Genomic DNA, 24,671 nt, shown 5'->3' with positions numbered 1-24,671 from the left:
CCGAAAGAGGATCGCGAGTCCAGGGAGGACGTGCGTCCATGGCGAGGTGTGCAGCCGCTGCGAGGCTGTCTGACCTGCATTCAGAGGACGGCGCGGAGCGCTACGGCCTGACTGCTGCCTCTCCCCGCTTGCGGGGAAAGGGTTGGGGTGAGGCGGAGCTTCCGCGCGGACGGCGGCAGTTCGACAGGTGGAGCGTCCCCCTCACCCGGATTGCGCTCGCGCGCAATCCGACCTCTCCGCGCAAGCGGGGCGAGGTCAAGACAGGGGGCTCGTCATGAGCCGCTTTGTCGAACGCCATCCCGCCTGGGCGCTGATCGTGATCATCGCGATTGCCGTCGCGCTCTGGCTGATCTTCGCGGTCTGGCCGCCGGGCCTCGAAGAGGCCGTCGGCCGCAAGCGCGTCTTCCTCAATGCCGTCTTCAACGGCATCACGCTCGGCGGACTCTACTTCCTCGTCGCCAGCGGCTTCACGCTGATCTTCGGCCTGATGCGCAACGTCAACCTGGCGCACGGCTCGCTGTATCTGTTCGGCGGCTATGTCGGCTATGCCATCAGCTCGGCGACCGGCTCGTGGATCCTCAGCTTCATCGCTGCCTTCATCCTCACCGCCGTGGTTGGCGTGCTGCTCCAGGTGATCGTGTTCCGCCGGATGGAGGGACAGGATCTCAGGCAGACCATGGTGACGATCGGCCTGTCGATCGTGTTCGCCGACCTCATGCTGTGGGCCTGCGGCGGTGACTTCTACCAGATCCAGACGCCGAACTGGCTGATCGGCCCCATCGAGTTGCCGCTGATCACGGCGGTCAAATCCTCGGGCGAGCCGGTGTATCTCAGATACCCCATGGTGCGGCTGGTGATCTTCGCGGCGTCCGTGATCATCGGTGTTGCGATGTGGCTCGCGCTCAATCGCACCCGCATCGGCATGATCATCCGCGCCGGCGTCGACGACCGCGATATCCTCGCCGCGACCGGTGTCCGGATCCAGCTCGTCTTCGTAGCCGTGTTCGCGTTCGGCGCGGGGCTGGCGGGCATCGCCGGCGTCGTCGGCGGCACCTTCCAGTCGCTGTCGCCCGGCGAGGACATCCGCTTCCTGCTTGCCTCCCTGGTGGTCGTGATCGTCGGCGGCATGGGCTCGATCCCGGGCGCCGCGCTCGGCGCGCTGATCATCGGCCTCGCCGAGCAGCTCGGCTCGGTCTACATCCCGACCTATGCCATCGTCGTGACCTTCCTGATCATGGTGCTGGTGCTGGCGATCCGGCCGCAAGGCCTGTTGGCGAGGCGCTGACATGTCGCTCACCCACGATGCCCGCATTGCCGGTCGCCCCGCCACGATGGCGCAACGCGCGGCGCGGACATGGCCGGAGTTCAGCAATCCCGCCGCCTGGATCGTCGCGCTCATTCTCGTCATCATGCCGCTGATCGCCAACGGCTTCTTCCTGATCGAGATCTTCGCCTCCACATTGATTCTCGGGACCATGGCGCTGAGCCTGATGTTCCTTGCCGGCTATGGCGGCATGGTCAGCCTGATGCAGCTCACCATCGCGGGCTTCTCGGCCTACATGGTCGCGGTGTTCGGCGTCAGCGGCAACGCCAATATCAGCCTGGGCTGGCCGTGGTGGCTCGCGGTCCCCATGGCGCTGGCGCTGGCGACCGCCTTCGGCACGCTCGGCGGCGCGCTCGCGGTACGCACCGAAGGCATCTACACCATCATGATCACGCTGGCGATCGGAGCTGCCTTCTACTATTTCACCAACCAGAACTGGGCGATCTTCAACGGCCACACCGGCATCAACAATGTGGCCACGCCGCACTTCTGGGGCGTGAACTGGCGCGCCGACATTCCCTTCTATTACATCGTGCTCGCGGTCGCCGCGCTCTGCTACTTCGCGGTCGAGTATCTCTCGCGCGCACCCTTCGGCCTTGCGCTGCAGGGCGTGCGCGACAATCCGCGCCGCATGGCGGCGCTCGGGTTCAACGTCAATGCGCACCGCGTCGCCGCCTATGCCTTCGCCTCTTTCGTGGCCGCCCTCGCCGGCGTGCTCCAGGTCTGGAACTATCGCCAGATCTCGCCGGGCTCGGTCAGCGTCGGGGCCTGCATCGACGTGCTGATCATCGCCGTCGTCGGCGGCATCACGCGCCCGATCGGTCCCTTCATCGGCGCGCTGATCTTCGTGCTGCTGCGCACATTCGCGCTCGACGTTCTGATCAAGCTCGGGCTCGACGGAAACCGGTTCCGGCTGCTGATCGGGCTCGGCTTCCTCGCCATCGTGTTCTGGTCCTCGGACGGCGTCATCGGCCTGTGGCAGCGCTGGCGCCAGAGCCAGCGGGGCGCTGCAGATCGACCGGGCGGAGGACGCGGCCATGGATAGCGTCGCGCAGCGCCTCTCGGCCGTCGGCGCCGGCGCCGCGCTGGAGCTGCGCGGCGTGACGCGGCTGTTCGGCGCACTGGCGGCGCTGACCGACATCACCATCACCGTGCGTCCCGGCGAGCGGCGCGCCGTGCTCGGCTCCAACGGTGCCGGCAAGACCACGCTGTTCAACTGCATCACAGGCGATTTCCCGCCCTCCTCCGGCACCATCCGTTTCTTCGGCGAGGACGTCACGCACTTCCCGCCCTACGAACGCATCCGCCGCGGGCTGCGCCGCACCTACCAGATCTCGGCGCTGTTCCCCGGCCTCACCGTGCAGGACAATGTCTATCTCGCCTGCCGTGGCGTCTCGCGCGGGCGCTTCTCGTTCCTGCGGCCGGGGCAGAACGACGCCTTGATGCATGCGGCCGACAACCTCGTGCAGGCCGTGCATCTGTCCGCCGTGAAGGACCAGCGCGTGGCCGAGCTCGCGCACGGCCAGCAGCGCCAGCTCGAGATTGCGCTGGCGCTCGCCGGTGCCCCGCGCTTCGTGCTGTTCGACGAGCCGGCCGCCGGCCTGTCGCCGACCGAACGGACTGAGCTGATCGAGATCCTGACCTCGCTGCCGGCGCATATCGGCTACATCATCATCGAGCACGACATGGACGTGGCGCTCCGCGTCGTCGAGAGCGTCACGATGATGCACAACGGCCGCATCTTCAAGGAGGGCCTGCCGGAAGAGATTCAGTCCGACCCCGAAGTGCAGGAGCTTTATCTCGGAGGCGGCCATGAATGAGCCCCGCCGCTCCGCCGCCGCGCTCGAGGTCCGCGGCCTCGACGTCTATTACGGCCATTCGCACGCGCTGCAAGGCGTCGACCTCACGCTAGAGAGCGGCGTGTTCTCCGTCGTCGGCCGCAACGGCATGGGCAAGACCACGCTGTGCAAGGCGATCATGGGGCTGGTGAGCGTGAGCGGCGGCTCGATCCGCGTTCGCGGCGAGGACGTCACGCGGCGGCCGTCGGCCCAGATCGCCCGGCTCGGTGTCGGCTATGTGCCGCAGGGCCGCCGGCTCTGGCGCTCGCTCAGCGTCGACGAGCATCTGCAGCTTGCCGGCGGGATGCGCTCGGGCCCCTGGACCGTCGAGCGCATCTACGACACCTTCCCGCGCCTTGCCGAACGCAAGGGTCACGGCGGCGGCCAGCTCTCCGGCGGCGAGCAGCAGATGCTGGCGATCTCGCGCGCGCTGCTCACCAATCCGCATCTGCTCATCATGGACGAGCCGACCGAGGGGCTCGCGCCCGTCATCGTCGCGCAGGTCGAGGAGATGCTGCTGCGGCTTGGCGAAGACGGCGACATGTCCGTGCTCGTGATCGAGCAGAACATCGGCGTCGCCACCGCGATCTCGCGCAACGTCGCGATCATGGTCAACGGCCGCATCAACCGCATCATCGAGTCCGCCCGGCTCGCCGCCGACCGCGAGCTGCAGCAGCGCCTGCTCGGCGTCGGGCTTCACGCCGAGCTCGAGCCGGACCTCGACGTCGCCGCGTCCGGCACCGAAGCCAAACCGGCGCCCGCTCCGCGCCGCGACCGGCCGATCCGCATCTACATCTCCAACCCGACGCTGCCGACGCGGTGGTCGCAGCCGGTGCCGATCGCCCGCATCGAGGCGGCGGCGCGCACGCTCTCGACCCAGGTCGCGCGGCTCGACGAGACCGCGCGGCGTAAGCGCGAGCCGGTGGCGGCGCAGACAGCCGGCCCGCCTGTCATACTGGTCGTCGGCACGCTCGACACCAAGGGCGTGGAGCTGCGCTTCCTCCGCGACATCATCGCCGAAAGCGGCCTGCGCACGCGCCTCGTCGACGTCTCGACCAGCGGCAGGCATTCCAGCTGCGATGTTTCCGCGCAGGAGATCGCCCTGAACCACGGCCGCGGCGGCTCCGCCGTGTTCGGCCCGGATCGCGGCGCTGCCGTGACGGCGATGGCCGATGCGTTCGCCAATTGGCTGCGGCGCCAAGGCAACGTCGCCGGCGTGATCTCGGCCGGCGGCTCGGGCGCGGCCTCGCTGGTTGCCCCGGGCATGCGCGCGCTCCCCATCGGCGTGCCCAAGCTGATCATCTCCTCCGTCGCGTCCGGCGACGTCGGCCCCTATGTCGGCCCCGCCGATATCACGATGATGTATTCCGTCACCGACGTGCAGGGGCTGAACTCGATCTCGCGCGCGGTGCTGGCCAACGGCGCCAACGCGATCGCCGGCATGGTCAAGGCACGGCTCGATGCGCGCACGTCGACCGCCCGCGAGGCCGGTGGCTTGCCCTCGGTCGGCATCACCATGTTCGGTGTGACGACGCCGGCGGTGCAGAAGATCGCCGCCGAGCTGCACGAGGATTTCGAGTGCCTGGTCTTCCATGCCACCGGCGTCGGCGGCCGTTCCATGGAGAAGCTCGTGGAGTCCGGCCAGCTAGCCGCAATCATCGACCTCACCACGACCGAGGTCTGCGACCTCCTGATGGGCGGCGTGTTCCCGGCGACGGAGGACCGCTTCGGCGCGATCATCCGCAGCCGGCTGCCTTATGTCGGTTCGGTCGGTGCGCTCGACATGGTCAATTTCGGCGCGCCCGACACCATTCCCGAACGCTACCGCGGGCGTAAATTCCACGTCCACAATCCGCAGGTGACGTTGATGCGGACGAGCGTCGAGGAGAACGAGCGCATGGGCCGCTGGATCGCCGAGCGGCTCAACCAGATGGACGGCCCCGTGCGCTTCTTCCTGCCCGAGGGCGGCGTCTCCGCGCTCGATGCGCGGGGCCAGCCGTTCTGGGATCCGGACGCTGACGCGGCGCTGTTCCGCACGCTCGAGCGCGATGTGCGGCAGACCGGCAACCGGCAGCTCATCCGCACGCCCAAGAACATCAACGATCCCGAGTTCGCCGCCACTGTCGTCAGCGCGTTCCGAACCCTGTTCGGCCGCACCGGCGCACGGCGGAGACTAGCGAGGTGACCGATGGCCCGGTTTGAACGCGCTGCCCTTCTGAAACGGTTTCGCGACATGGCGCGTCGCGGCGAGCCGATCGTCGGCGGTGGCGCCGGCACGGGGCTCTCCGCGAAATGCGAAGAGGCCGGCGGCGTCGATCTCATCGTGATCTACAATTCCGGCCGTTATCGCATGGCCGGCCGCGGCTCGCTCGCGGGCCTGATGGCATATGGCGATGCCAACGCCATCGTGGTCGAGATGGCGAGCGAAGTGCTGCCCGTGGTCACCCGGACGCCGGTGCTCGCGGGCGTCAACGGCACCGATCCGTTCCGCGACATGGACGTGTTCCTCGACCAGTTGAAGGCTCTCGGATTTGCGGGCGTCCAGAACTTTCCGACCGTCGGCCTGATCGACGGCACGTTCCGTGCCAATCTCGAAGAGACCGGCATGTCCTATGCCCTCGAGATCGACATGATCGCGAAAGCGCATGACAAGGATATGCTGACGACGCCCTATGTGTTCAGCGAGAAGGAGGCCGCCGCGATGGCGATCGCCGGCGCCGACATCGTCGTCTGTCACATGGGACTGACGACCGGCGGCACGATCGGCGCTCAGACCGCATTGCAGCTCGAGGACTGTCCGGCACAGATCGACACCTGGGCCTCCGCCGCGCTCAGCGTCAATCCTGACATCCTGGTGCTGGCGCATGGCGGCCCGATCGCGGATCCCGCGGATGCCGATTTCATCATGAAGAACACCCGCCATTGCCACGGCTTCTACGGCGCGTCCTCGATGGAGCGGCTGCCCGTGGAACGGGCGCTGACGGAGCAGGTACGTCAATTCAAGGCGATCGGCGCGCGATAACGCCGGAAGGGTTCGAGGGAGGAAAAGATGTCGGGGATGTTGGTCGGTGAATTGATCCTCTGGCTGATCGTCGCGATCGTCGTGATCGTGGTCGGCGTCTATATCGTGAACTGGCTCTACCATCGTTCCTCCAAGGAGACCTCGTTCGTCCGAACCGGCTTCCTCGGCGAACGCGTGGTGATCAATGGCGGCGCCTTCGTGCTGCCCTTCATCCACGATTACACGCCCGTCAACATGAACGTGTTGCCGATGGGCATCGTCCGCTCCCGGCAGGATGCCGTGATCACCCGTGACCGCATGCGCGTCGACATCGAGGCCGACTTCTATGTCCGCGTACAGCCGACCCGCGAAGCGGTCTCGATCGCCGCGGCCACGCTCGGCCGCCGCACCCTGGAGCCCGGGCAGTTGCACGCGCTGCTCGCCGGCAAATTCATCTCCGCGATCCGCTCGGTTGCTTCCGAAATGACCATGGAAGAGATGCACGAGCGGCGCGGCGACTATGTCGCGCGGGTCAAGACCGAAGCGGCCGAGGCCCTCGCCCAGAACGGCCTCGAACTGGAATCCGTCGCCATCACCGATCTCGACCAGACCGACCTCGAATTCTTCAACCCGTCGAACCGGTTCGACGCCGAAGGTCTGACCCAGCTGATGCAGGACATCGAGGCCAGGCGGAAGCTACGCAACGACATCGAGCAGGACTCGATGATCAAGATCCGCACCCGCAATCTGGAGGCTGAGCGGCAGGCCCTCGAGATCGAGCGCGAGAGCGAAACCGCGCGGCTGGAACAGGAGCGCGACATCGAGATGCGCCGCGCCCTGCAGCGCACGGAAGTCGCCCGTGAACGTGCACTGCGCGAGACCGAGGCCGAACAGGCCCAGATCTCCGCCCGCGAGACCATCGAGCGCGCCCGCATCGCCAATGACCAGGCCATCGCCGAGGCCCGCATCGCCTCCGAGCGGGAAACCCGCCAGAAGGAGATCGAGCGGACGCGGACCATCGAGGAGAAGGAGCTGCTGGCACGGGAGGAGATCGAGAAGACCAGGATCGCCAACCAGCGTTCGATCGACACCACGCGGATTGCGTCAGAGCGCGAGGTGCGCCAGCGCGAGATCGAGCGCATGCGCACGATCGAAGAAGCCGAGATCGCGGCTCGCGAAGCCATCGAGAAGGCGCGGATCCAGCAAGACCGCGTCGTGACCGACGCCCGTATCGCCAACGAGGAGGAGACGCGGCGCCGCGAGATCGAGCGCACGCGCGCCGTCGACGAAGCCGAGATCGCCGCCCGCGAGGCCACCGAGAAGGCCCGCATAGCCCAGACGCTGATCGTCAATGTCGAGCGCATTTCCTCGGACGAGCGCACCCGCGCGCTGGAGATCCAGCAGGTGCGCACCATCCAGGAGGCCGAGATCGAGGCACAGCGCGCCGTGGAAGCCGCCCGCATCGCCCGTGAGCGGACGCTCGCCGCCGAGCGCATCGCCGCCGAGCAGAACACGCGGCAGCTGGAGATCGAGCGCAACCAGGCGCTGGACGTCGCCGGCATTACCGCCCGCGAGACCACCGAGGCCAGCCGCATCGCCCAGGAGGAGCGCGTGCGCTCGCTGGAGATCGCCCGCAACCGCGCCGTCGAGGAGGCCGATATCGCCTCCCGCGAGGCGATCGAGGCGGCCCGCATCGCCCAGGAGAAGGCGGTTGCGGCCGAACGCATCCAGGCCGAGCGCGACACCCGCGCGCTGGAAATCGAGCGCACCGGTGTCCTCGAGGCGGCCGAGCTGAAGCGGCGCGACGCCATCGAGCGCCAGCGTATTACCGTCGATCTGGCGCTGGAGGCCGAGCGCATCAACTCCTCGAAGAAGCGCGAGGTGCTCAACATCGAGCAGAAGAAGGCGATCGAGATCGCCGACGAGGACCGCGTCATCGCGCTATCGACCAAGAAGTCCGAGCGAATCGATGCCGACCGCCAGGTCCGGCAGGCCGAGATCGTCGCGCGCAAGGAGGTCGAGACCACGGACGTCTCGCGCGAGCAGGCGCTGGAAGCGGCCCGCATCGAGCGCCGCCGCGCCATCGAGCAGCTCGAGGTCGCCCGCGTGCAATCCCTGCAGGAGGCCGAGATCGCCTCCCGCGAGGAGGTCGAGCGCGCCCGCATCGCATCCGACCGGGGCCTGGATGAAGCCCGCGTCGGCCGCGAGCGCGAGCTGCGCAAGCTCGAGGTCAATCGCGAGAAGGAGGTCGAGACCGTCCTGATGGAGAAGGCGATCGCCATCCATCTCAAATCTCTGGAAGAGTCTGCCGCCAAGGCGTCGGCCGAGGAAGCGCGGATGCGCGCGACCGAAGCAACCGAGCGCGTCATCACGGCGCGCGAGAGCGAGATCGCCAAGCGGCGCAGGACCGTCGAGGTGATGCTCGCCGAGAAGCAGGCCGAAGAGACCCGCATCGCAGCCGAGGCCGAGCGGGTGCGCGCCGCCGTCGAGGCCGAGGCGCAGCGGATGCTCAACGAGGCCGAGAACGTGCTGACCGACCAGGCGCGCTACTCGCTGTTCCGCAGAAAGCTGCTCGACCGGATCGAGGGCATCGTGCGCGAGAGCGTCAAGCCGATGGAGAAGATCGAAGGCATCCGCATCCTCCAGGTCGACGGCCTCAACGGCAACGGGAATGGCGGCAATGGCGGCCGCAGCGCCACCGACGAGGTGATCGATTCCGCCCTGCGCTACCGCGTCCAGGCGCCGCTGATCGATTCCATCCTGGCGGACATCGGCGTCGAGGGCGGCAGCCTTGCCAAGATGCCGGGCCTGATCCGCGAAGCCCGCGACATGCAGGGCATCAAGGAGTCCGCGCGCAAGAGCGGCGGAGGTGGCGGCGGTGACAAGCCGGCGGCCACGCCGCCTGCGGCCGAGGGCGGCGAGCCGCCGGCCGAGCGCGGGCCGCGGAAGAAGAGCTGAGGTCGCACCATGGCTCGCGTCTACGTCTCCACCGTCGTCAACGCCCGCAACGACCGCGTCTGGGCGCGGGTGCGCGATTTCAACGGCCTGCCGAACTGGCATCCGGCGATCGCTGAAAGCCGCATCGAGGGCGGCGAGCCCGCGGACAAGATCGGGTGTGTGCGCGATTTCCGCCTGCGCAACGGCGACCGCATTCGCGAGAAGCTGCTCGGCCTCTCCGACTACGACATGTTCTGCACCTATTCGATCCTGGAATCTCCGATGGGCGTCGAGAACTACGTCGCGACCCTGCGGCTGACGCCGGTCACCGACGGCGACCAGACCTTTGTGGAATGGACCGCGGAATTCGACTGCGCGCCGGAACGGGAGACGGAGCTCGTGAGCAATATCGGCGGCGGCGTGTTCCAGGGCGGGTTCGACGCGCTCAAGCGCGTGTTTGGAGGCTAGCCGTGCCGCACATCGTCAAGAGCACGATCCTGGATACGCCGACCGACGCGGTGTGGAGCGTGCTGCGCGATTTCAACGGGCATGACCGCTGGCATCCGGCGGTCGCGACCTCCTCAATCGAACGCGCGCAATCCTCCGACAAGATCGGTTGCGTCAGGCGATTCAAGCTGAACGACGGCTCCGAGCTGCGCGAGCAATTGTTGGCGCTGTCGGACCTGGAACAATCCTTCAGCTATTGCCTGCTCGATACGCCGGTCCCGATGTTCAACTACGTCGCCCATGTCCGCCTGCTGCCGGTCACGGATGGTGACCGCACCTTCTGGCATTGGGAGTCCCGCTTCACCACGAAGCCCGAGGACAAGGACCGCATCACCCACATGGTCGCCGAAGACATCTATCAGGCGGGCTTCGAGGCAATCCGCCGCCATCTGAAGGAGGCCGCATAGATGGCCGTGACAGTGAAGACTTTTACGAGCGCCAGCGAAGCCGCGGGCGCGCTGTCCTCGGACCGCAGCGCGCGCTATCTCGGCGGCGGCACGCTGGTGATGCGCGCGCTGAACGAGGGCGATGTGTCGGTCTCGACAATCGTCCGCGCGCAGGATCAAGCTCTCGCCCGGATCGATGCTTCTGGCCCCCGCGTCACGCTCGGTGCCGGCGTCACCTTTGCGCGCGTTCTCGCCGAACGCGACCTCGCCTTCCTGCATGCGCCTGCCCGCTCGATCGGCGGCCCGGCCGTGCGCAACATGGGCACAATCGGCGGCAACCTCTTTGCGCCAAGTCCCTATGGCGATTTCACCGTCGCGCTGCTGGCGCTGGATGCGACGGTGGCCGTCGCCGGCGGCTTCGGCGCACGCGACGTCCCGATCGAAGAGTTTTTGCAGGCGCGCGACCGGCAGAGCGGGACGTTGGTGCTGTCGGTGTCCTGCACCCGGCCTGCCAGCGCCGAAGCTTTCCGCTATCGCAAGATCGCGCGCATCAAGCCGAAAGGCGGCTCGGTCATCACGCTGGCCGCGCATCTGCCGATCAGCGGCGGCCGGATCGCGGGCGCCCGGATCGCGCTGGGATCGATGGCGCCGACCCAGATCCGCGCCCGTGCCGCCGAGCGCGCGCTCGAAGGGCGTTCGCTCGATGCTGCGACCATCGCCGCCGCCGCATCCGCGGCCACCGAAGGAACCTCGCCATCCGACAACGCGCTCGGCAGCGCCTGGTATCGCCGCGAGATCGTCGGCGTGCATCTGCGGCGCCTGCTGTCGGGACAGGAATAGAGCCATGGCCAAGATCCCCCTGCAATTTCGCCACAACGGCCGCGACGTCGCGATCTTCGTCGACGGCGGCACCAATCTGCTGGTCGCGCTGCGCGAGCTTATCGGCGACATGACGCCGAAATTCGGCTGCGGCCAGGGCGGCTGCGGCACGTGCAGCGTGCTGGTCGACGGCGAGCTCCACCTCTCCTGCCTGACGCTCGCCGAAACGGTCGCAGGCCGGTCGGTCGAGACGCTCGACGGCATGAAGCAGGGCCCGAACCTGCATCCGCTGCAACGCGCCTTTGCCGACAATTTTGCTGCCCAATGCGGCTATTGCACACCGGGGATGCTGATGGCCGCCAAGGCGCTGCTCGACCGCAATCCGTCGCCCAGCCGCGACGAGGTGATCGAGGCCATCTCCGGCAACATCTGCCGCTGCACCGGCTACGAGCCGATCATCAATGCCATCCTCGCCGCCGCCGGCGGCCGGGTCAGCGCCTGAGGTCAACCATGCTGGAACTGCGCAAGGACATCTTCGCCGACGAGCGCGACGACAACCTCAAGGAAATCGGCAAGGGCACCCAGCGTCAGGACATGCTCGGCCATGTCACGGGCACGTCGAGCTACTTCAACGACCACAAGCTGCAGGGCATGCTGCACCTGAAGGTCGTGCGCTCGACACAGGCCCACGCACGGCTGCGCCGTATCGACACCACCGAGGCCGAGCGGTCGGCCGGCGTACGCCGGATCATCCGCGGCACCGACGTGCCGGTCAATCTCAACACGCTTCTGAGCCTGATCAATTTCGGCAAGGACGACGAGCCGTCGCTGGCGGTCGACAAGGTCCGCTACAAGGGCGAGCCCATCGTAGCGATCGTCGCCGACAGCGAGCGCGAGGCCTTCGAGGCCATCGCGAAGGTCAAGGTCGACTATGAACCGCTGCCGGCCGTGTTCGACGTCGAGGATGCGCTCAAGCCCGGCGCGCCCGTGGTCAACGAGACCTATCCGAAGAACGCCTTTATCTATCACGACGTCTACGACCACCAGCGCCTGCGCTTCGGCGATGCCGACGCGGCGCTCGCGGGCGCGGACCACGTGCTGGAACAGCGCTATCAGATGTCGCCGATCGAGCATGCGCCGACCGAGACCAACGGTGCCATCGCTGCGCCTGACACCAACGGCCGCTACGTCGTCTATACCTCGACGCAGGCGCTGTTCTTCTCGGTCGACACCTGCGCCAAGATTTTGGACGTGCCGTCCAACACCTTCCACTTCATCGGCGGCACCGTCGGCGGCGGCTTCGGCGGCAAGGTGGATACCTTGACTGAGCCGCTCGCCATCCTCGGCGCCATGCTGACCGGGCGTCCCGTCCGCTACGTGTTCGGGCGCGAGGAGGAGATGCAATATGGTCCGCCGCGCGGCGCCGAACGCATCTACATCAAGGACGGCGTGATGCGCGACGGCCGCATCGTCGCCCGCAAGATCCGGGCCTATTTCGACAGCGGTGCCTATACAAGGCTGTCCAGCTACGCCGCGGTGAAATGCGCCGCGCATCTGCCGGGCCCTTACACCATCCCGAACGTCTATGGCGACGTCTACTGCGTCTTCACCAACCGCACGCCTGCCACCGCCATGCGCGGCTTCGGCGTCACGGCGATGGACTTTGCCATCGAGTGCCAGATGGACAAGCTCGCGAACCTCGTCGGCATGGACCCGATGGAGTTTCGCATCCTCAACGCCTATCGCGACGGCGACATGAAAGCGCACCGGCGCGAGGCCAAGAACACCGCGCTGATCGAATGCGTCCAGGTCGCGGCCGAAAAGGCCAAATGGCCGATCCGTGACGAGTTCAGACGCGCCTCCTCGCGCAAGGACGGCGGCGGCAGCCGCGCCGCAATCCCGCCGACGCCGACGGACTCTTCGCGCGCACGTCCAGCCGCGCCGGTCCAGCAGCGCACCAGCTACGACCGGCTGCCACCAACCGTCACGCGGGAACCGCCGCGCGATCCGCCCCCGCCGGCGCCGCCGCCTCCCCCGCCGCGCCCGGCCGCGCCATCGCACGGCGCGACGCGGTTCTCGTCCGTGTTCGGCACCAGGAGACGCTGAGATGACCAGGCATCGCGGACGCGGCATGGCGTCGATCAACTATCCCATCGGCATGAATCTCGGCGGCGATCCGAGCCAGGCGCTGGTGCATTCCAATCCCAGCGGCAAGTTCACGGTGGCGCTGTCGTCGATCGACCTCGGCCAGGGCATGAAATCGGTGACGCGGCAGATCTGCGCCGAGACGCTCGGCGTGCCCGTCGAGGACGTCTATGTCGACACCGCCGATTCCGACACCGGTCCGCACTGCATGGGCTCGTTTGCCTCGCGCGGCACCCACCGCGTCGGCAACGCCGTGATGGCCGCCGCCCGCGAGGCGCGCGGCGTGATGATGGAGGCCGCGGCCGAGGAGTTGGAGGTCAACGCGGCCGATCTCGAAACCGACGGCCGCGGCAACATCCACGTCAAGGGCGCGCCGCACCGTTCGATCTCGACCAAGGACGTCGCGATTGCCGCACAGTTCAAGCAGGGCAAGACGATCTCGGGACGCGGCATCTTCCTCGTTCCGCTCTCCAACGTCGATCCTGAAACCGGCGAGATGTCGCCGGCGACCTGCTACGCCCATGCCTGCCTCGTCGCCGAGGTCGAGGTCGACGACGAGACCGGCGAGGTCGCGATGGTGCGCATGGACTCCGCCTATGAACTCGGCCGCGCGCTCAACCCGCGCCTGGTCGAGCAGCAGCTGGTCGGCGGCGCCTGGATGGGCGTCAGCCACGCGCTCTACGAGACCCCGGAGCCCTATTATCCCGATCCCGTGCATGGGCCGCGCGACTTCGTCGAATATCTGATGCCCGGCCCCGGCGACATCTGCCCGCATGACATCGCCGTGCTCGAGCGTCCGGCGCCCGATGGTCCCTTCGGGGCCAAGGGGCCCGGTGAGATGTGCGCCAACCCGGTGCTGCCGGCCGTTGCGAACGCGATCTTCAACGCCGTCGGCGTCCGCATCGACGACCTCCCGATCACGCCCGAAAAGGTGTTGCGCGCGATCAAGAGCCAGGGCGGCGCGCGGCCGCAGGCCCGGCGTTAGAGGATTGGGCCGTGGCGGTTCGCAGCAACATCGTCGGCATCGACAGCCCGGAGGCGCTGGAGAAAGCGCTGCGCGCGGCCTATTACCTCGCCGACGAGGGCCTTGCGACGTCAGCCTATCTCGGCCTCGCGCTGGGCAAGCCGCTGCTGCTGGAAGGCGCGCCGGGCGTCGGCAAGACGGAGGCGGCCAAGGCGATCGCCGCCGTGCTCGGCCGCCGCCTGATCCGCCTGCAATGCTACGAGGGCATCGACGCCTCTGCCGCGCTCTATGAGTGGAACTATCCGCGCCAGATGCTGGCGATCCGCCAGGCCGGCGACGAAAGCATCGACATCTACGGCGAGACCTTCCTGATCGAGCGTCCCATGCTGGCCGCGCTGCGCGCGCCGGATTCCACCGTGCTCCTGATCGACGAAATCGACCGGGCCGACCAGGAGTTCGAGGCCTTCCTGCTCGAATTCCTCTCCGACTTCCAGATCTCCATTCCGGAGCGCGGCACGGTGCGCGCGGCCGAACGCCCCGTGGTCGTGCTGACGTCGAACCGGACGCGCGATCTGCACGAGGCGCTGCGCCGCCGCTGCGTCTATCACTGGATCGACTATCCGACCGCGGAGCGCGAGGCGCGCATCATCATGATGCGCGCCTCCAGCGTCGCCGAGGCCACCGCCCGCGCCGTCGTCGCAGCGGTGGAGAAGCTGCGGCGCGAGCCCCTCAGCAAGGCGCCCGGCATCGCCGAAGCCGTCGACTGGGCGGAGGCCGCGACGCTCCTCAACAAGGGCGGCGCACGCTGGCCGGATGCGTTCAAGCGGTCGATCGGCGTGGCGCTGAAGGACGAGGAGGATCTGCATTTCATCTCGCCGCGGCTCGATGCCATGCTGGCGGAGGCGACCGCATGAGCACCGAACCGCAGCTGCCGCGCGCCGCCCGCATCTTCGTCGCCTTTGTCCCGCTGCTGCGGGCGAACGGCTTTGCCGTGGCGCCGGAGCAGACCACGACATTCCTTGCCGCCGTCGAGCTGCTCGGCCCGCGCACCATCGAGCACGTCAGGCAAGCCGCCCTGGCGACGCTGGCGCCGCCACCCGAGCGGCGCGCGACCTTCGACCGGCTGTTCGATCTGCACTTCCGCGGCAGCGAGGCCATTGCGCGCGACGACGAGGGGGAGGACGACGAGACGGTCCGGCTTCAGGAAGAGGGCCGCGGCGACGAGGAGCCGCTGCTGTCCGATGAGGCCAGCGAGTCCGGCCTGACTGCAACCCGTACCGAGGCGCTGGTCGAGCGCCGCTTTGGACCGGCCGCGGGCACAGACGCCCTGCGCCGCCTGGCGCGGGAGGCGCCACGACGCCTGCCCCGGCGGCGCGGCCATCGCCGCATGCGCGCCCGGCGCGGGCCGTTTGCCGATCTGCGCCGTACTTTACGCGACTCTGTCCGCAGCGACGGCGAGATGTTGCGGCTCGGTCACATGAAGCGGCGGCAGCGCCCACGCAAGTTCCTGCTGCTGGTCGACGTCTCCGGCTCGATGAAAAGCCGCACCGAGGAGAACATGAAGCTGGCGCATGCGCTGGTGCAGGCGGCGCCCAATGTCGAGGTGTTCACCTTCGGCACGCGGCTGACGCGCGTCACCCGCCCGTTGCGGCTGAAGCGCCGCGAGCAGGCGATGAACGCCGCCGCGCATCTGGTCAGCGACTGGGACGGCGGCACCCGCATCGGCGACGCGCTCCAGGCCTTCCTCGCCGTGCCTCGCTTCGGCGGCTATGCCCGCGGCGCCGCTGTCGTGATCGTCTCGGACGGGCTGGAGCGCGGCGAACCCGATGCGCTGCGCGATGCGGTCGCAAAGCTGTCGCGGCGGGCCTGGCGCCTGAGTTGGCTGACGCCCCTGGCGACGAGCCCCGGCTTCCGCCCGCAGACCGAGGCGCTGATCGCCATCGAGCGCTTCGTCGATGACCTCGAAGATGGCGGATCGAGCGCGTCGATCGTCGCGCATATTCTGGCGCTGGGACGAAGGAGAGCGGCGTGACCGATATTGTCGACGGCCATCATCACATCTGGCGGCAGGCCGACCTGCCCTGGCTGATCGGCCCGATGCAACCGCGCATCTTCGGACCTTACGAGCCGATCCGGCGCGATTATCCGATTGCCGAATATCTCGACGACCTCAAAGGCACCGGTGTCACCCGATCGGTCTATGTCCAGACCAACTGGGCCAACGACCGCTTTGAGGACGAGGCCGCCTGGGTGCAGCAGACCGCGGACGAACACGGCTGGCCGCACGCGATCGTCGCCTACGCCAATTTTGCCGTGGATGACGTCCGCCCGCAGCTCGACCGCCTGAAGCGCTACCCGTTGGTGCGCGGCGTGCGCATGCAGCTGCACTGGCACGAGAATCCGCTCTACCGCTTTGCCGCACGTGCCGATCTCTGCGCCGATCCGATGATCCAGCGTAACGTCGCCCGCCTCGCCGACTATGGCTGGAGTTTTGACCTTCAGGTCTTCACGCCGCAGATGCCGGACGCCGCGGCACTCGCCGAAGCCTGCCCCGGGGTGACCTTCATCCTCCAGCACGCCGGGATGCTCGAAGACCTCTCGCCCGCGGGACGCGCGGCCTGGCGTGCCGGCATGGCCCGGCTCGCGGCCTGTCCCAACGTGGTCTCCAAGCTTTCCGGGCTCGGCACCTTCATCCATCGCAATGATCCCGCGCACATCGCCGCCGTGCTCGCAGACACCGTCGCGATCTTCGGCGCCGAGCGCTGCCTGTTCGGCTCCAACTTTCCGATCGAGAAATTGTGGACCAGCTATCGCGATCTCGTTGAGGCCTTTCGCGCCGCCGCCGCTCCGTTCAGCGCCGAGCAGCAGGACGCCATCTTCAGGACGACCGCAACGCGCGTCTACCGGCTTTGACAGACAAGAAACAGATCAGGGAGGGCAACGAATGGCGCTGGAGATCAAGATCCTGGACTACGGCGATATCGAGCTGGAATCGAGCTTTCTGGTGCTCGGCCGCGACTGCGGCCGCACCCGCCGCGTCCTCACCCTCGGCTTTTTGATCCTCGGCGGGAAATATCCTGTCGTGGTCGACACTGGCTACCGCTCCAACCAGATCATGGAGACGCTGGGCATGCGCGGGCTGCAGTACCACGAGAACATGATCGAGAACCAGCTCGCGCGCCACGGCGTGCGCATGGGCGACGTCCGCTTCGTCTGCCATACCCATCTGCACATCGACCATGCCGGCAAGGACGATCTGTTTCCGATGAACACGACCGTCGTGCTCAACCGCAAGGAGCTCGAATATTCGGTGTCCGGCCTGATGCATCCGCAATATCCGGCGCCCGACATCAAGCATTTGATCGATCGGCTGCACACCAAGAGCGCGCTGCGCTTCCTCGACCTCGAGATCACCGGTCCCATCGAGCTGATGCCCGGCGTCTATTGCGACGCCGCCAATGCCCATACCGAAGGCTCGATGAACGTCATCGTCGAGACCGCCGATGGCATCGCCACCATCTGCGGCGACGTGATCTACGACTTCAACGACCAGATCGTGACGCCCTTCAACGAGATCCACGATTGGGAGCCGCGGACCACCGGCAACCACGGCACCAGCAAGCGCGCGGAGAAGGCCTCGATCAAGAAGCTGCTGAGCAATTCACGCTATCTGTTGCCGGTGCACGACCGTCCCGCCAAGATCGAAGGCGGCAACGTCATCGGACGCCTGCACGACCAGGTCCCCGGCCCGATCGTGCAATCGCTGCCGGCACGCAACTGGTTCCCAGCGTAACGCGACTCGAGGATCGACCGATGACCCACGTCACCTTGCGAAGCGAATTTGAGGCGCTGATCGACCCCTATGCCCCGGTCGCGCAGGTCGGTACGGGTTTCGACTTCACGGAAGGGCCGGTCTGGCATCCGGTCGATCACTACCTCCTGTTCTCGGACATGCCCGGCGACGTGCGCCGGCGCTGGGATGCGCGGCGCGGCGTCGCCGAGGTCAAGCGCCCCTCGAACAAATGCAACGGCATGACCTACGATGCCGAGCTCAACCTCATCGTCTGCGAGCACGCGACATCATCGCTGATCCGCGAGCGGCCGGACGGGCGGCGCGAGGTGCTGGCGTCGCATTTTGGGGGGCAGGAGCTGAACAGCCCGAATGACGTCTGCGTGCACTCGTCCGGCGCGATCTATTTCTCGGACCCCTGGTACGGCCGGATGCCGGTCTACGGTGTCGAGCGGCCGCGCCAGCTCGGCTTCCAGGGCGTCTATCGCGTCGTCCCCGGCAGCGAGCCGAAGCTCGTCGTCGAGCGAAACCTGTTCGACCAGCCGAACGGGCTGTGCTTCTCGCCCGACGAGAAGCTGCTCTATGTCAACGACACCGTGCAGGCGCTGATCCGCGTCTTCGACGTCAATGCCGACGGCTCGCTCTCGAATGCCCGGGTGTTCGCAAGCGGCATCAAGTCCGAGCTGGAGCCGGGCCTGCCCGACGGCATGAAGTGCGACCAGCACGGCAATGTCTGGGTCACCGCGCCCGGAGGCGTCTGGGTCTATTCGCCGCGCAGCGAGCTGCTCGGCAAGGTGCGCGTGGCCGAGCTGGTCGCCAACCTCGCCTGGGGCGGGCCGGATTTCCGCACGCTGTACCTGACCTCGACCCATTCGGTCTATGCGATCCCGACCAAGGTCGGCCCGCGGCACGAGCCCTATATGAGCGGGCGGCGAAGCGGCGGCGGCGCGACCGCAAGCGCCGCCCCGCAGGCGCCCATCCTCGCCGACGGCGAGATGCGGCTCGATCCCCAGCGCTGCGCCATGATCATCCAGGACCTGCAGAACGACGTCATCATGGACGGCGGCGCCTTCGCCGAATCAGGCGCGCCCGGCCACGCCAAGCAGCAGCATGTCGTCGAGAATGTCCGCCGCCTTGCGGAGACCGCCCGCGCGCGGGGTGTCGCCATCATCCATGTCTGGTTCGTCGTCGAGCCAGGCGCGCCCGGCGTGACGCTGAATGCGCCGCTGTTCGAAGGGCTGGTCGACAGCAAGGCGATGGTGCGCGGAAGCTGGGGCGTTGCGCCCGTCTCCGGCCTCGAGCCGCGGCCCGGCGACTTCGTCGTGGAGAAGATGCGCATGAGCGCGTGGGAGGGCACGCGGCTGGAGACAATCCTGAAGGCGACCGGGCGCGACATGATCATCAACACCGGCGCCTGGACCAACATGTCGGTGGAGCACACCGCCCGCACCGGTGCCGACAAAGGCTACTTCATGATCGTGCCGGAGGATTGCTGCTCGACCATGAATGCGGACTGGCACGCCGCCTCGATCAACTTTGCCATGCAGAACGTCGCCATCGTCACCCGGGCGGATGCCGTCATCCGGGCGTTGGGATGACCCGTGGCCAAGCTCCTGCATCTGTCCTGCTCGCCCCGCGCCGACTCCGTCTCGAGCGCCGGCGCGCGCGTCTTCCTTGACGGCTTCCGTCAGGCCCGGCCGGACTGGGACATCGATGTCGTCGACCTCTGGCGGGAGCGGATGCCGGAATTCGCAGGTCCCATCGTCGAGGCCAAATATGCACGGATGAACGGACAGGCCTTCAACGACGCGGAGCGTGACAGCTTTGCCGAGGCCGAGCGAATGGCGACCCGCTTCGCGCTCGCCGATCGCGTGCTGATCTCGACGCCGATGTGGAATTTCGGCATCCCCTACAAGCTCAAGCAATGGTTCGACATCGTCGTCCAGCCCGGGCTGACCTTTCGCTTCGACCCATCGCAGGGCTATCTCCCGTTGCTGAAGGACCGGCCGACGCTGGTGATTCTCGCCAGCGGCAGCGACTTCGCCACCGGCATGAATCGCGGCCGCATCGACATGGCAACGCCCTATTTGCGGGACATCCTGCGCTTCATTGGGATCGACAATGTCCGTTTCGTGCCGATCGGGCCAACCACCGGACCGCAGCAGCCGATCGAGGTTGCGCGGGACAGAGCGCACCGACGTCTGGCCGCGATGGCCACGAGCTTCTGATGCACCGGCATCGCTCTGTCCTCTTACGCCGCCGAGCCTTGCGCATCCCCTGATCGGGCCTGACGATAGAGGTGACCTGGCTCGGCCCACAGGAACCCATTCGAGAACGGCACGCCGCGATAAGCCGCCGCAAGGCGGCGGTTGCCGCCATCGAAATCCTCGCGGCCGTCGAGCACGTCGCGAAAGATCCTGGCGATCTCGACCATGTCGCAATCCTGCGGCGACAGGCGCAACGAGCGAACGTTGCTCTCGCGCAGGAGGCCGGCCTCGCCCAGCAGATTGGCGCAGCTGTGAGACAGGGTCTGCACGCCGTTGACGGTGAGGAACTCCTGCTGCCCCAGCGTGTTCAGCAGCAGTCCATCCGGATCCTTCTCGCAGACGAAGCGACAATTGTCCTTGGCGAGCTTGTGGAGGCGCGCATGATAGCAGCGCGCGGAGATGGCAAGCGGCACCCTGCCGAACGCGAACACCTCGGTGATGACATCGGGGATTGCCTTCGCGATCGCCGCGATCGAAGCCAGCGGCAGCTCCGGCGGCAGGCAGATGCGCCTCGCCCCGTGCGCGGCGTGAAAGGCCGCGCTGGCTTCGTTGTAGATGTTGACGAAGGGCCCGATGGCGTGCGCCCGGCCCGCGAGCGTCCTGAGACAGGTCAGATCATTCACCTCGACCAGTGCGCCTTCGGCCGAAGCGAGCTCTTCGGTCTGGCGGCGCTCGCGCCGCAGCGAGACCAGGATCAGCGAGCCGAGCAGCACCTCTTTGCCTGCGTTTTGCAGCCGTTCGACCACGGCCGGGATGTGGTCTGCAAAGAACGGCGATCGCTTCGAGCAGACGATCTCGCCGACCGATACGACATCGACAGGCGCCTCGTCGGCGATACGGAAATAGAAGTCGCGCCAGCGTTCCGGCGCCCAATTGTACAAAACTGGACCGAGGCTGAGTTGCATCTTCCGGACCTCACATAGTCGAAACGATTAGCGCCAATTCTTGCGATAGGCGCCGAGCGTGGAGGCCTGCCCTTCTGTGAACGGCTTCAGGCTTGCGATGTCGGCCTCGCTCCCGCTTTCCAGCGCCGCGAGTGCATGGCGGAAATGGCGCACCACGCTTTCGACATAGGCCCGGCCGCGCTGGCGGCCCTCGATCTTGAGCGCGGTGACGCCGGCATCGCGCAAACCCCGAAGCAAGGTCGTGGCATCTAGGCTGACGGGATCCTCAAAGATGTAACCGGCGCCCTGCGCGGTCGAGAAGCGGCCCTTGCACAGCGTCGGATAGCCCGCGGGCTCACTCGCGGCGAACCGGTTGATGGTGAAGCCGCCCAAGCTCGACTTCGTCCCGTCCGCGCTCTGTTCGTAGGTCACGTGGCTCGGCGGCGAGCAGACGCCCTGCATGTTCGGCGACTTTCCGGTCGCATAGGACGACAGCGAGCAGCGCCCCTCCGCCATCACGCAGAGCCCGCCGAACACGAATACCTCGGTCTCGCAGGCGGACTCGCGGGTGATCTCGGCAATCTCGGGCACGCTCAGGACACGCGGCAGCACGACGCGCCGCGCCCCGAAATTTTCGGCGTAGAAGGCGATGGCATCCGGGTTCGCGGCGGCGGCCTGAACCGAGACGTGCAGACGCTGGTTCGGATGGCGCCGCGCGGTGTAATCCATCAAGCCGATGTCGGCGAGGATCAGAGCGTCGGCTCCGGCGCTCACCGCATCGTCCACCGCGCGATGCCAGATGTCGACGGCGGAGGCGCGCGGGAAGGTGTTGATGGCCACCAGGACCCGCGCGCCGCGGCTATGCGCCAGCGCGATGCTCTTGCGCATCTCGTCGCGGCTGAAATTCAATCCCGGAAAGTTGCGCGCATTGGTCTCGTCGGAGAAGCCGCAATAGATCGCGTCGGCGCCGGCATCGATGGCGCTCTTCAGCGCAGCCGGCGTTCCGGCGGGACAGATCAGTTCCATCATCTCGATGACTCGCCTTGGCCGGATGAGCCGATCATACGGCCAAGGGCGGCCGCGAAGGCGCGCCTCGCCGGCGCGCCCAGCGGGCCAAACAACGAGGACACTTCAGTAGCGAGATCGAGCTGGGCGTCGTCGATCGCATTGCGCAACGCCAGCACCGCCTCGACATCGCCCTCGACGACGAGCTCGCGCGAGAACATCAAGGCATCGCCATCGACCCTGCCTTCGAGCAGGGCCAGGAGATTGGCAAGCGAGGCGGAGATCCGCGCGTCCAGGCCTTTCGGCAGCTCGCGCACGACGGACAGGCGCGGCGGCCTCGCCTCGACCACGAAGGCAAAGGGCAGATCGATCGGCTTGATCCCGAACCGCGCGCGCGCGTGATCGCCGAGCCGGTCGAACATTGCAGGATTGCGCCGGTGGATCCGCTGCAGGACGCCGCCGAGAACGAGCTGCAACGGCAGCAGAGGTAGCGGACGCATGGCAATTGCGACGAGCGGCGGAATCGTCGGCAATTGGCCGGGCGATGCGGCGGACGGATCATTCATGGCCCACATCTGGACGGATTGCACGCCGCTGTATTTGAGCGGGAACAATGAAGACCGAAAACAACACGGCTAGCTGTGATTTTTTGGGAGCTTGTCCAGTTGCAGCGTGATGTGCCGCGCTTTCGCGACTTGTCCGACTTCCTGCGCTTCATCGAGAGCCGGGGACAGTTGCGACGCATTCGCGAGAAGGTCTCCGTCGTCCACGAGATCACGGAAATCCACCGGCGTGTGCTTGAGGTACACGGACCGGCATTATTGTTCGAGCAGCCGGTCAGGGCCGATGGCCGCCCCTCGCAGATGCCGCTCCTCACCAATCTGTTCGGGACGGTCGAGCGGATCGCATGGGGCATGGGAATCGCGCCCGACCGTCTCGAAGAGCTTGGCGTGCTGATGGCCGAGCTCCGCGCGCCGCGACCGCCGAACAGCATCAGGGATGTCTTCGACAAGCTTCCGCTCGCCCGCGCCGCGCTGGCGACGCGTCCGCGCACGCGCGCAGGCGCGCCGGTGCAGGATTGCGTCACGATGGGGCCCGACATCGATCTCGCGCGATTGCCGGTCCAGATCTGCTGGCCCGGCGAGCCGGCGCCGCTGATCACCTGGCCGCTCGTGATCACCGTGCCGCCGGAATCCGCGACGGCCGACCAGGAGGAGAATGTCGGCGTCTACCGCATGCAGGTGCTCGGCCGCGATCGCGCCATCATCCGCTGGCTCGCGCATCGCGGCGGCGCCCGGCATCACCAGCAATGGAAGGCGATCGGGCGCGACATGCCGGTCGCGATCGTCATCGGTGCCGACCCCGCCACCATCCTGGCCGCGGTGCTGCCGCTGCCCGAGACCATGTCGGAGCTGCGCTTCGCCGGCATCCTGCGCGGCGAGCGGCCCGACCTCGCGCCATGCCTCACCGTCCCGCTCGCGATCCCGGCCGAGGCCGAGATCGTCATCGAGGGCTTCGTCTCCGCGACCGAAACCGCGCCCGAGGGTCCGTATGGCGATCACACCGGGTACTATAATTCCGTCGAGGAATTCCCGGTGATGCGCGTGACGGCGATCACCACCAGGCGGCAGCCCGTCTACCTCTCGACCTTCACGGGCCGGCCGCCGGACGAGCCGTCGCGGATCGGCGAGGCGCTCAATCGCCTGTTCGTTCCGCTGATCCGTCAGCAATTCCCTGAGGTGACCGATTGCTGGCTGCCGCCGGAGGCCTGCTCCTACCGGATCGCGGTCGCGGCGATCAAGAAGCGCTATCCCGGACAAGCGCGGCGGCTGATGCTGGGTCTGTGGTCGATGCTGCCGCAGTTCAGCTACACAAAGCTCCTGATCGTGGTCGACGACGATATCGACGTCCGCGATTGGCAGGCCGTGATGTGGGCCGTCTCGACGCGCAGCGATGCCTCGCGCGACCTCGTGACCCTCACCGACACGCCGATCGACTATCTCGACTTCGCCTCGCCGAAATCGGGGCTTGGCGGCAAGCTCGGCATCGACGCCACCACCAAGATCCCACCGGAGACGGATCGCGAATGGGGCGTTCCGCTGGCCATGGATCCTGCCGTGGTCGCGCGCATCGATGCGATGTGGGCTACACTCGGCCTGTCCACCACGGCGCGCGCCCCGGCCCTCTCATGAGCGGGCGGCAAGGCATCATCGTCGGCATCAGCGGCGCCTCGGGCGCCGCGATCGGCATGCGCATCGTCGAATTGCTGGCCGACAATCCGGATTACGCGGTGCATCTCGTGGTCTCGCCCGCGGCCGAACGAACCTTGAACGAAGAAGTGGGCAGCAATGCGCTGGCGCGGCTGCGCGCGCTCGCCTTCCGCGACCATTCTCATTCGGACATCGGGGCCGCGATCGCCAGCGGCTCTTATCCGGTCGCGGGTATGATCGTGGCGCCGTGCTCGATCCGTACGCTCTCGGCGATCGCCTGGGGGCAGCTCGACAACCTCCTGGCCCGCGCGGCCGACGTGCAGCTCAAGGAACGGCGCCGGCTGGTGTTGCTGGTCCGCGAGAGCCCGCTGCATCTCGGCCATTTGCGCAGCATGCTGCAGGCGACCGAGATCGGCGCGATCATTGCCCCGCCGATGCCGGCCTTCTATCTAAGACCACAGTCGATGGACGAGGTGATCGACCAGATCGCCGCCCGGGCGATCAACCTGCTCGACCTCGCGAGGCTGCGCGCACCCGCAAAGATCTGGTCCGGCCCCGGCTCCGAAGGCGAGTAGCCAGCGCAGTCGCCTCGCC

General features: G+C 67.3%; 23 protein-coding genes. 20 read left to right on the top strand and 3 right to left on the bottom strand.

What is annotated here, in order from left to right:
• Window positions 1-274: 274 nt before the first annotated feature.
• From RPS27_RS22210 to RPS27_RS22125, 18 genes are read left to right on the top strand one after another with little or no spacing between them, the layout of a single operon-like run.
• Window positions 275-1,285 (top strand): branched-chain amino acid ABC transporter permease, encoded by a 1,011-nt coding sequence (locus RPS27_RS22210; protein WP_313754403.1) that lies wholly within the window; start codon window positions 275-277, stop codon window positions 1,283-1,285.
• Between the two features lies 1 nt (window position 1,286).
• On the top strand, window positions 1,287-2,369 hold the full coding sequence (locus RPS27_RS22205; RefSeq protein WP_313754402.1) for a branched-chain amino acid ABC transporter permease: 1,083 nt from the start codon (window positions 1,287-1,289) through the stop codon (window positions 2,367-2,369).
• Window positions 2,362-3,144, top strand: coding sequence for an ABC transporter ATP-binding protein (locus RPS27_RS22200; protein ID WP_313754401.1), 783 nt, complete (start codon window positions 2,362-2,364; stop codon window positions 3,142-3,144). Before RPS27_RS22205 ends, RPS27_RS22200 begins: the two co-directional genes overlap by 8 nt.
• Complete coding sequence (locus RPS27_RS22195) at window positions 3,137-5,347, top strand: ABC transporter permease (protein ID WP_313754400.1); 2,211 nt, start codon at window positions 3,137-3,139, stop codon at window positions 5,345-5,347. Before RPS27_RS22200 ends, RPS27_RS22195 begins: the two co-directional genes overlap by 8 nt.
• Window positions 5,348-5,350: 3 nt before the next feature.
• Window positions 5,351-6,184: a phosphoenolpyruvate hydrolase family protein gene (locus RPS27_RS22190; RefSeq protein WP_313754399.1), complete on the top strand. Its 834-nt coding sequence runs from the start codon at window positions 5,351-5,353 to the stop codon at window positions 6,182-6,184.
• Window positions 6,185-6,211: 27 nt separating this feature from the next.
• The gene (locus tag RPS27_RS22185; RefSeq protein WP_211416470.1) at window positions 6,212-9,121 is read left to right on the top strand and encodes a flotillin family protein; all 2,910 of its coding nucleotides are present in this window, start codon (window positions 6,212-6,214) and stop codon (window positions 9,119-9,121) included.
• A 9-nt stretch (window positions 9,122-9,130) separates the two neighbouring features.
• Entirely contained in the window at window positions 9,131-9,568 is a 438-nt protein-coding gene (locus RPS27_RS22180) for an SRPBCC family protein (RefSeq protein WP_128939213.1), read from the top strand.
• 2 nt (window positions 9,569-9,570) lie between these two features.
• Window positions 9,571-10,014 (top strand): SRPBCC family protein, encoded by a 444-nt coding sequence (locus tag RPS27_RS22175; protein ID WP_211416468.1) that lies wholly within the window; start codon window positions 9,571-9,573, stop codon window positions 10,012-10,014.
• Entirely contained in the window at window positions 10,015-10,833 is an 819-nt protein-coding gene (locus RPS27_RS22170) for an FAD binding domain-containing protein (protein ID WP_313754398.1), read from the top strand.
• Window positions 10,834-10,837: 4 nt separating this feature from the next.
• Window positions 10,838-11,314 carry a (2Fe-2S)-binding protein gene (locus tag RPS27_RS22165; RefSeq protein WP_063202615.1) on the top strand — a complete coding sequence of 159 codons (477 nt, stop codon included), beginning with the start codon at window positions 10,838-10,840 and terminating at the stop codon, window positions 11,312-11,314.
• Window positions 11,315-11,322: 8 nt separating this feature from the next.
• A complete protein-coding gene (locus RPS27_RS22160) occupies window positions 11,323-12,918 on the top strand; it encodes a xanthine dehydrogenase family protein molybdopterin-binding subunit (protein WP_259217302.1) in 1,596 nt (531 codons plus the stop codon).
• A 1-nt stretch (window position 12,919) separates the two neighbouring features.
• Window positions 12,920-13,942, top strand: a complete 1,023-nt coding sequence (locus tag RPS27_RS22155) for a xanthine dehydrogenase family protein molybdopterin-binding subunit (protein ID WP_011086158.1) — start codon at window positions 12,920-12,922, stop codon at window positions 13,940-13,942.
• Window positions 13,943-13,953: 11 nt separating this feature from the next.
• Window positions 13,954-14,835 carry an AAA family ATPase gene (locus RPS27_RS22150; protein WP_194403644.1) on the top strand — a complete coding sequence of 294 codons (882 nt, stop codon included), beginning with the start codon at window positions 13,954-13,956 and terminating at the stop codon, window positions 14,833-14,835.
• Window positions 14,832-15,953, top strand: coding sequence for a vWA domain-containing protein (locus tag RPS27_RS22145; protein ID WP_313754397.1), 1,122 nt, complete (start codon window positions 14,832-14,834; stop codon window positions 15,951-15,953). Before RPS27_RS22150 ends, RPS27_RS22145 begins: the two co-directional genes overlap by 4 nt.
• Window positions 15,950-16,834, top strand: a complete 885-nt coding sequence (locus RPS27_RS22140) for an amidohydrolase family protein (RefSeq protein ID WP_313754396.1) — start codon at window positions 15,950-15,952, stop codon at window positions 16,832-16,834. The genes RPS27_RS22145 and RPS27_RS22140 overlap by 4 nt, the downstream gene beginning before the upstream one ends.
• Window positions 16,835-16,865: 31 nt before the next feature.
• Window positions 16,866-17,714: an N-acyl homoserine lactonase family protein gene (locus RPS27_RS22135; RefSeq protein WP_313754395.1), complete on the top strand. Its 849-nt coding sequence runs from the start codon at window positions 16,866-16,868 to the stop codon at window positions 17,712-17,714.
• 20 nt (window positions 17,715-17,734) lie between these two features.
• On the top strand, window positions 17,735-19,309 hold the full coding sequence (locus RPS27_RS22130) for an isochorismatase family protein (RefSeq protein ID WP_313754394.1): 1,575 nt from the start codon (window positions 17,735-17,737) through the stop codon (window positions 19,307-19,309).
• A 3-nt stretch (window positions 19,310-19,312) separates the two neighbouring features.
• Complete coding sequence (locus RPS27_RS22125) at window positions 19,313-19,939, top strand: FMN-dependent NADH-azoreductase (protein WP_063202603.1); 627 nt, start codon at window positions 19,313-19,315, stop codon at window positions 19,937-19,939.
• Window positions 19,940-19,962: 23 nt separating this feature from the next.
• On the opposite strand, the gene RPS27_RS22120 is transcribed toward RPS27_RS22125, so the two are convergent.
• Genes RPS27_RS22120 through RPS27_RS22110 form a run of 3 tightly spaced genes read right to left on the bottom strand, consistent with a single transcriptional unit; the run spans window position 19,963 to window position 22,433 of the window.
• Complete coding sequence (locus tag RPS27_RS22120) at window positions 19,963-20,883, bottom strand: U32 family peptidase (protein ID WP_313754393.1); 921 nt, start codon at window positions 20,881-20,883, stop codon at window positions 19,963-19,965.
• A gap of 27 nt (window positions 20,884-20,910) precedes the next feature.
• A complete protein-coding gene (locus tag RPS27_RS22115) occupies window positions 20,911-21,888 on the bottom strand; it encodes a peptidase U32 family protein (RefSeq protein ID WP_313754569.1) in 978 nt (325 codons plus the stop codon).
• Window positions 21,888-22,433 (bottom strand): SCP2 sterol-binding domain-containing protein, encoded by a 546-nt coding sequence (locus tag RPS27_RS22110; RefSeq protein ID WP_313754392.1) that lies wholly within the window; start codon window positions 22,431-22,433, stop codon window positions 21,888-21,890. Before RPS27_RS22110 ends, RPS27_RS22115 begins: the two co-directional genes overlap by 1 nt.
• A gap of 99 nt (window positions 22,434-22,532) precedes the next feature.
• Between RPS27_RS22110 and RPS27_RS22105 the strand changes: the two genes are divergently transcribed.
• Both RPS27_RS22105 and RPS27_RS22100 read left to right on the top strand, forming a co-directional pair.
• Entirely contained in the window at window positions 22,533-24,059 is a 1,527-nt protein-coding gene (locus tag RPS27_RS22105; RefSeq protein ID WP_313754391.1) for a UbiD family decarboxylase, read from the top strand.
• Complete coding sequence (locus tag RPS27_RS22100) at window positions 24,056-24,652, top strand: UbiX family flavin prenyltransferase (RefSeq protein ID WP_313754390.1); 597 nt, start codon at window positions 24,056-24,058, stop codon at window positions 24,650-24,652. The genes RPS27_RS22105 and RPS27_RS22100 overlap by 4 nt, the downstream gene beginning before the upstream one ends.
• The last annotated feature ends 19 nt before the right edge of the window (window positions 24,653-24,671 follow it).

Origin of the sequence: Bradyrhizobium sp. WYCCWR 12699 (assembly GCF_032144035.1) — a bacterium.
GTDB lineage: Bacteria > Pseudomonadota > Alphaproteobacteria > Rhizobiales > Xanthobacteraceae > Bradyrhizobium.
This window is presented reverse-complemented; position numbering and strand designations above follow the sequence as displayed.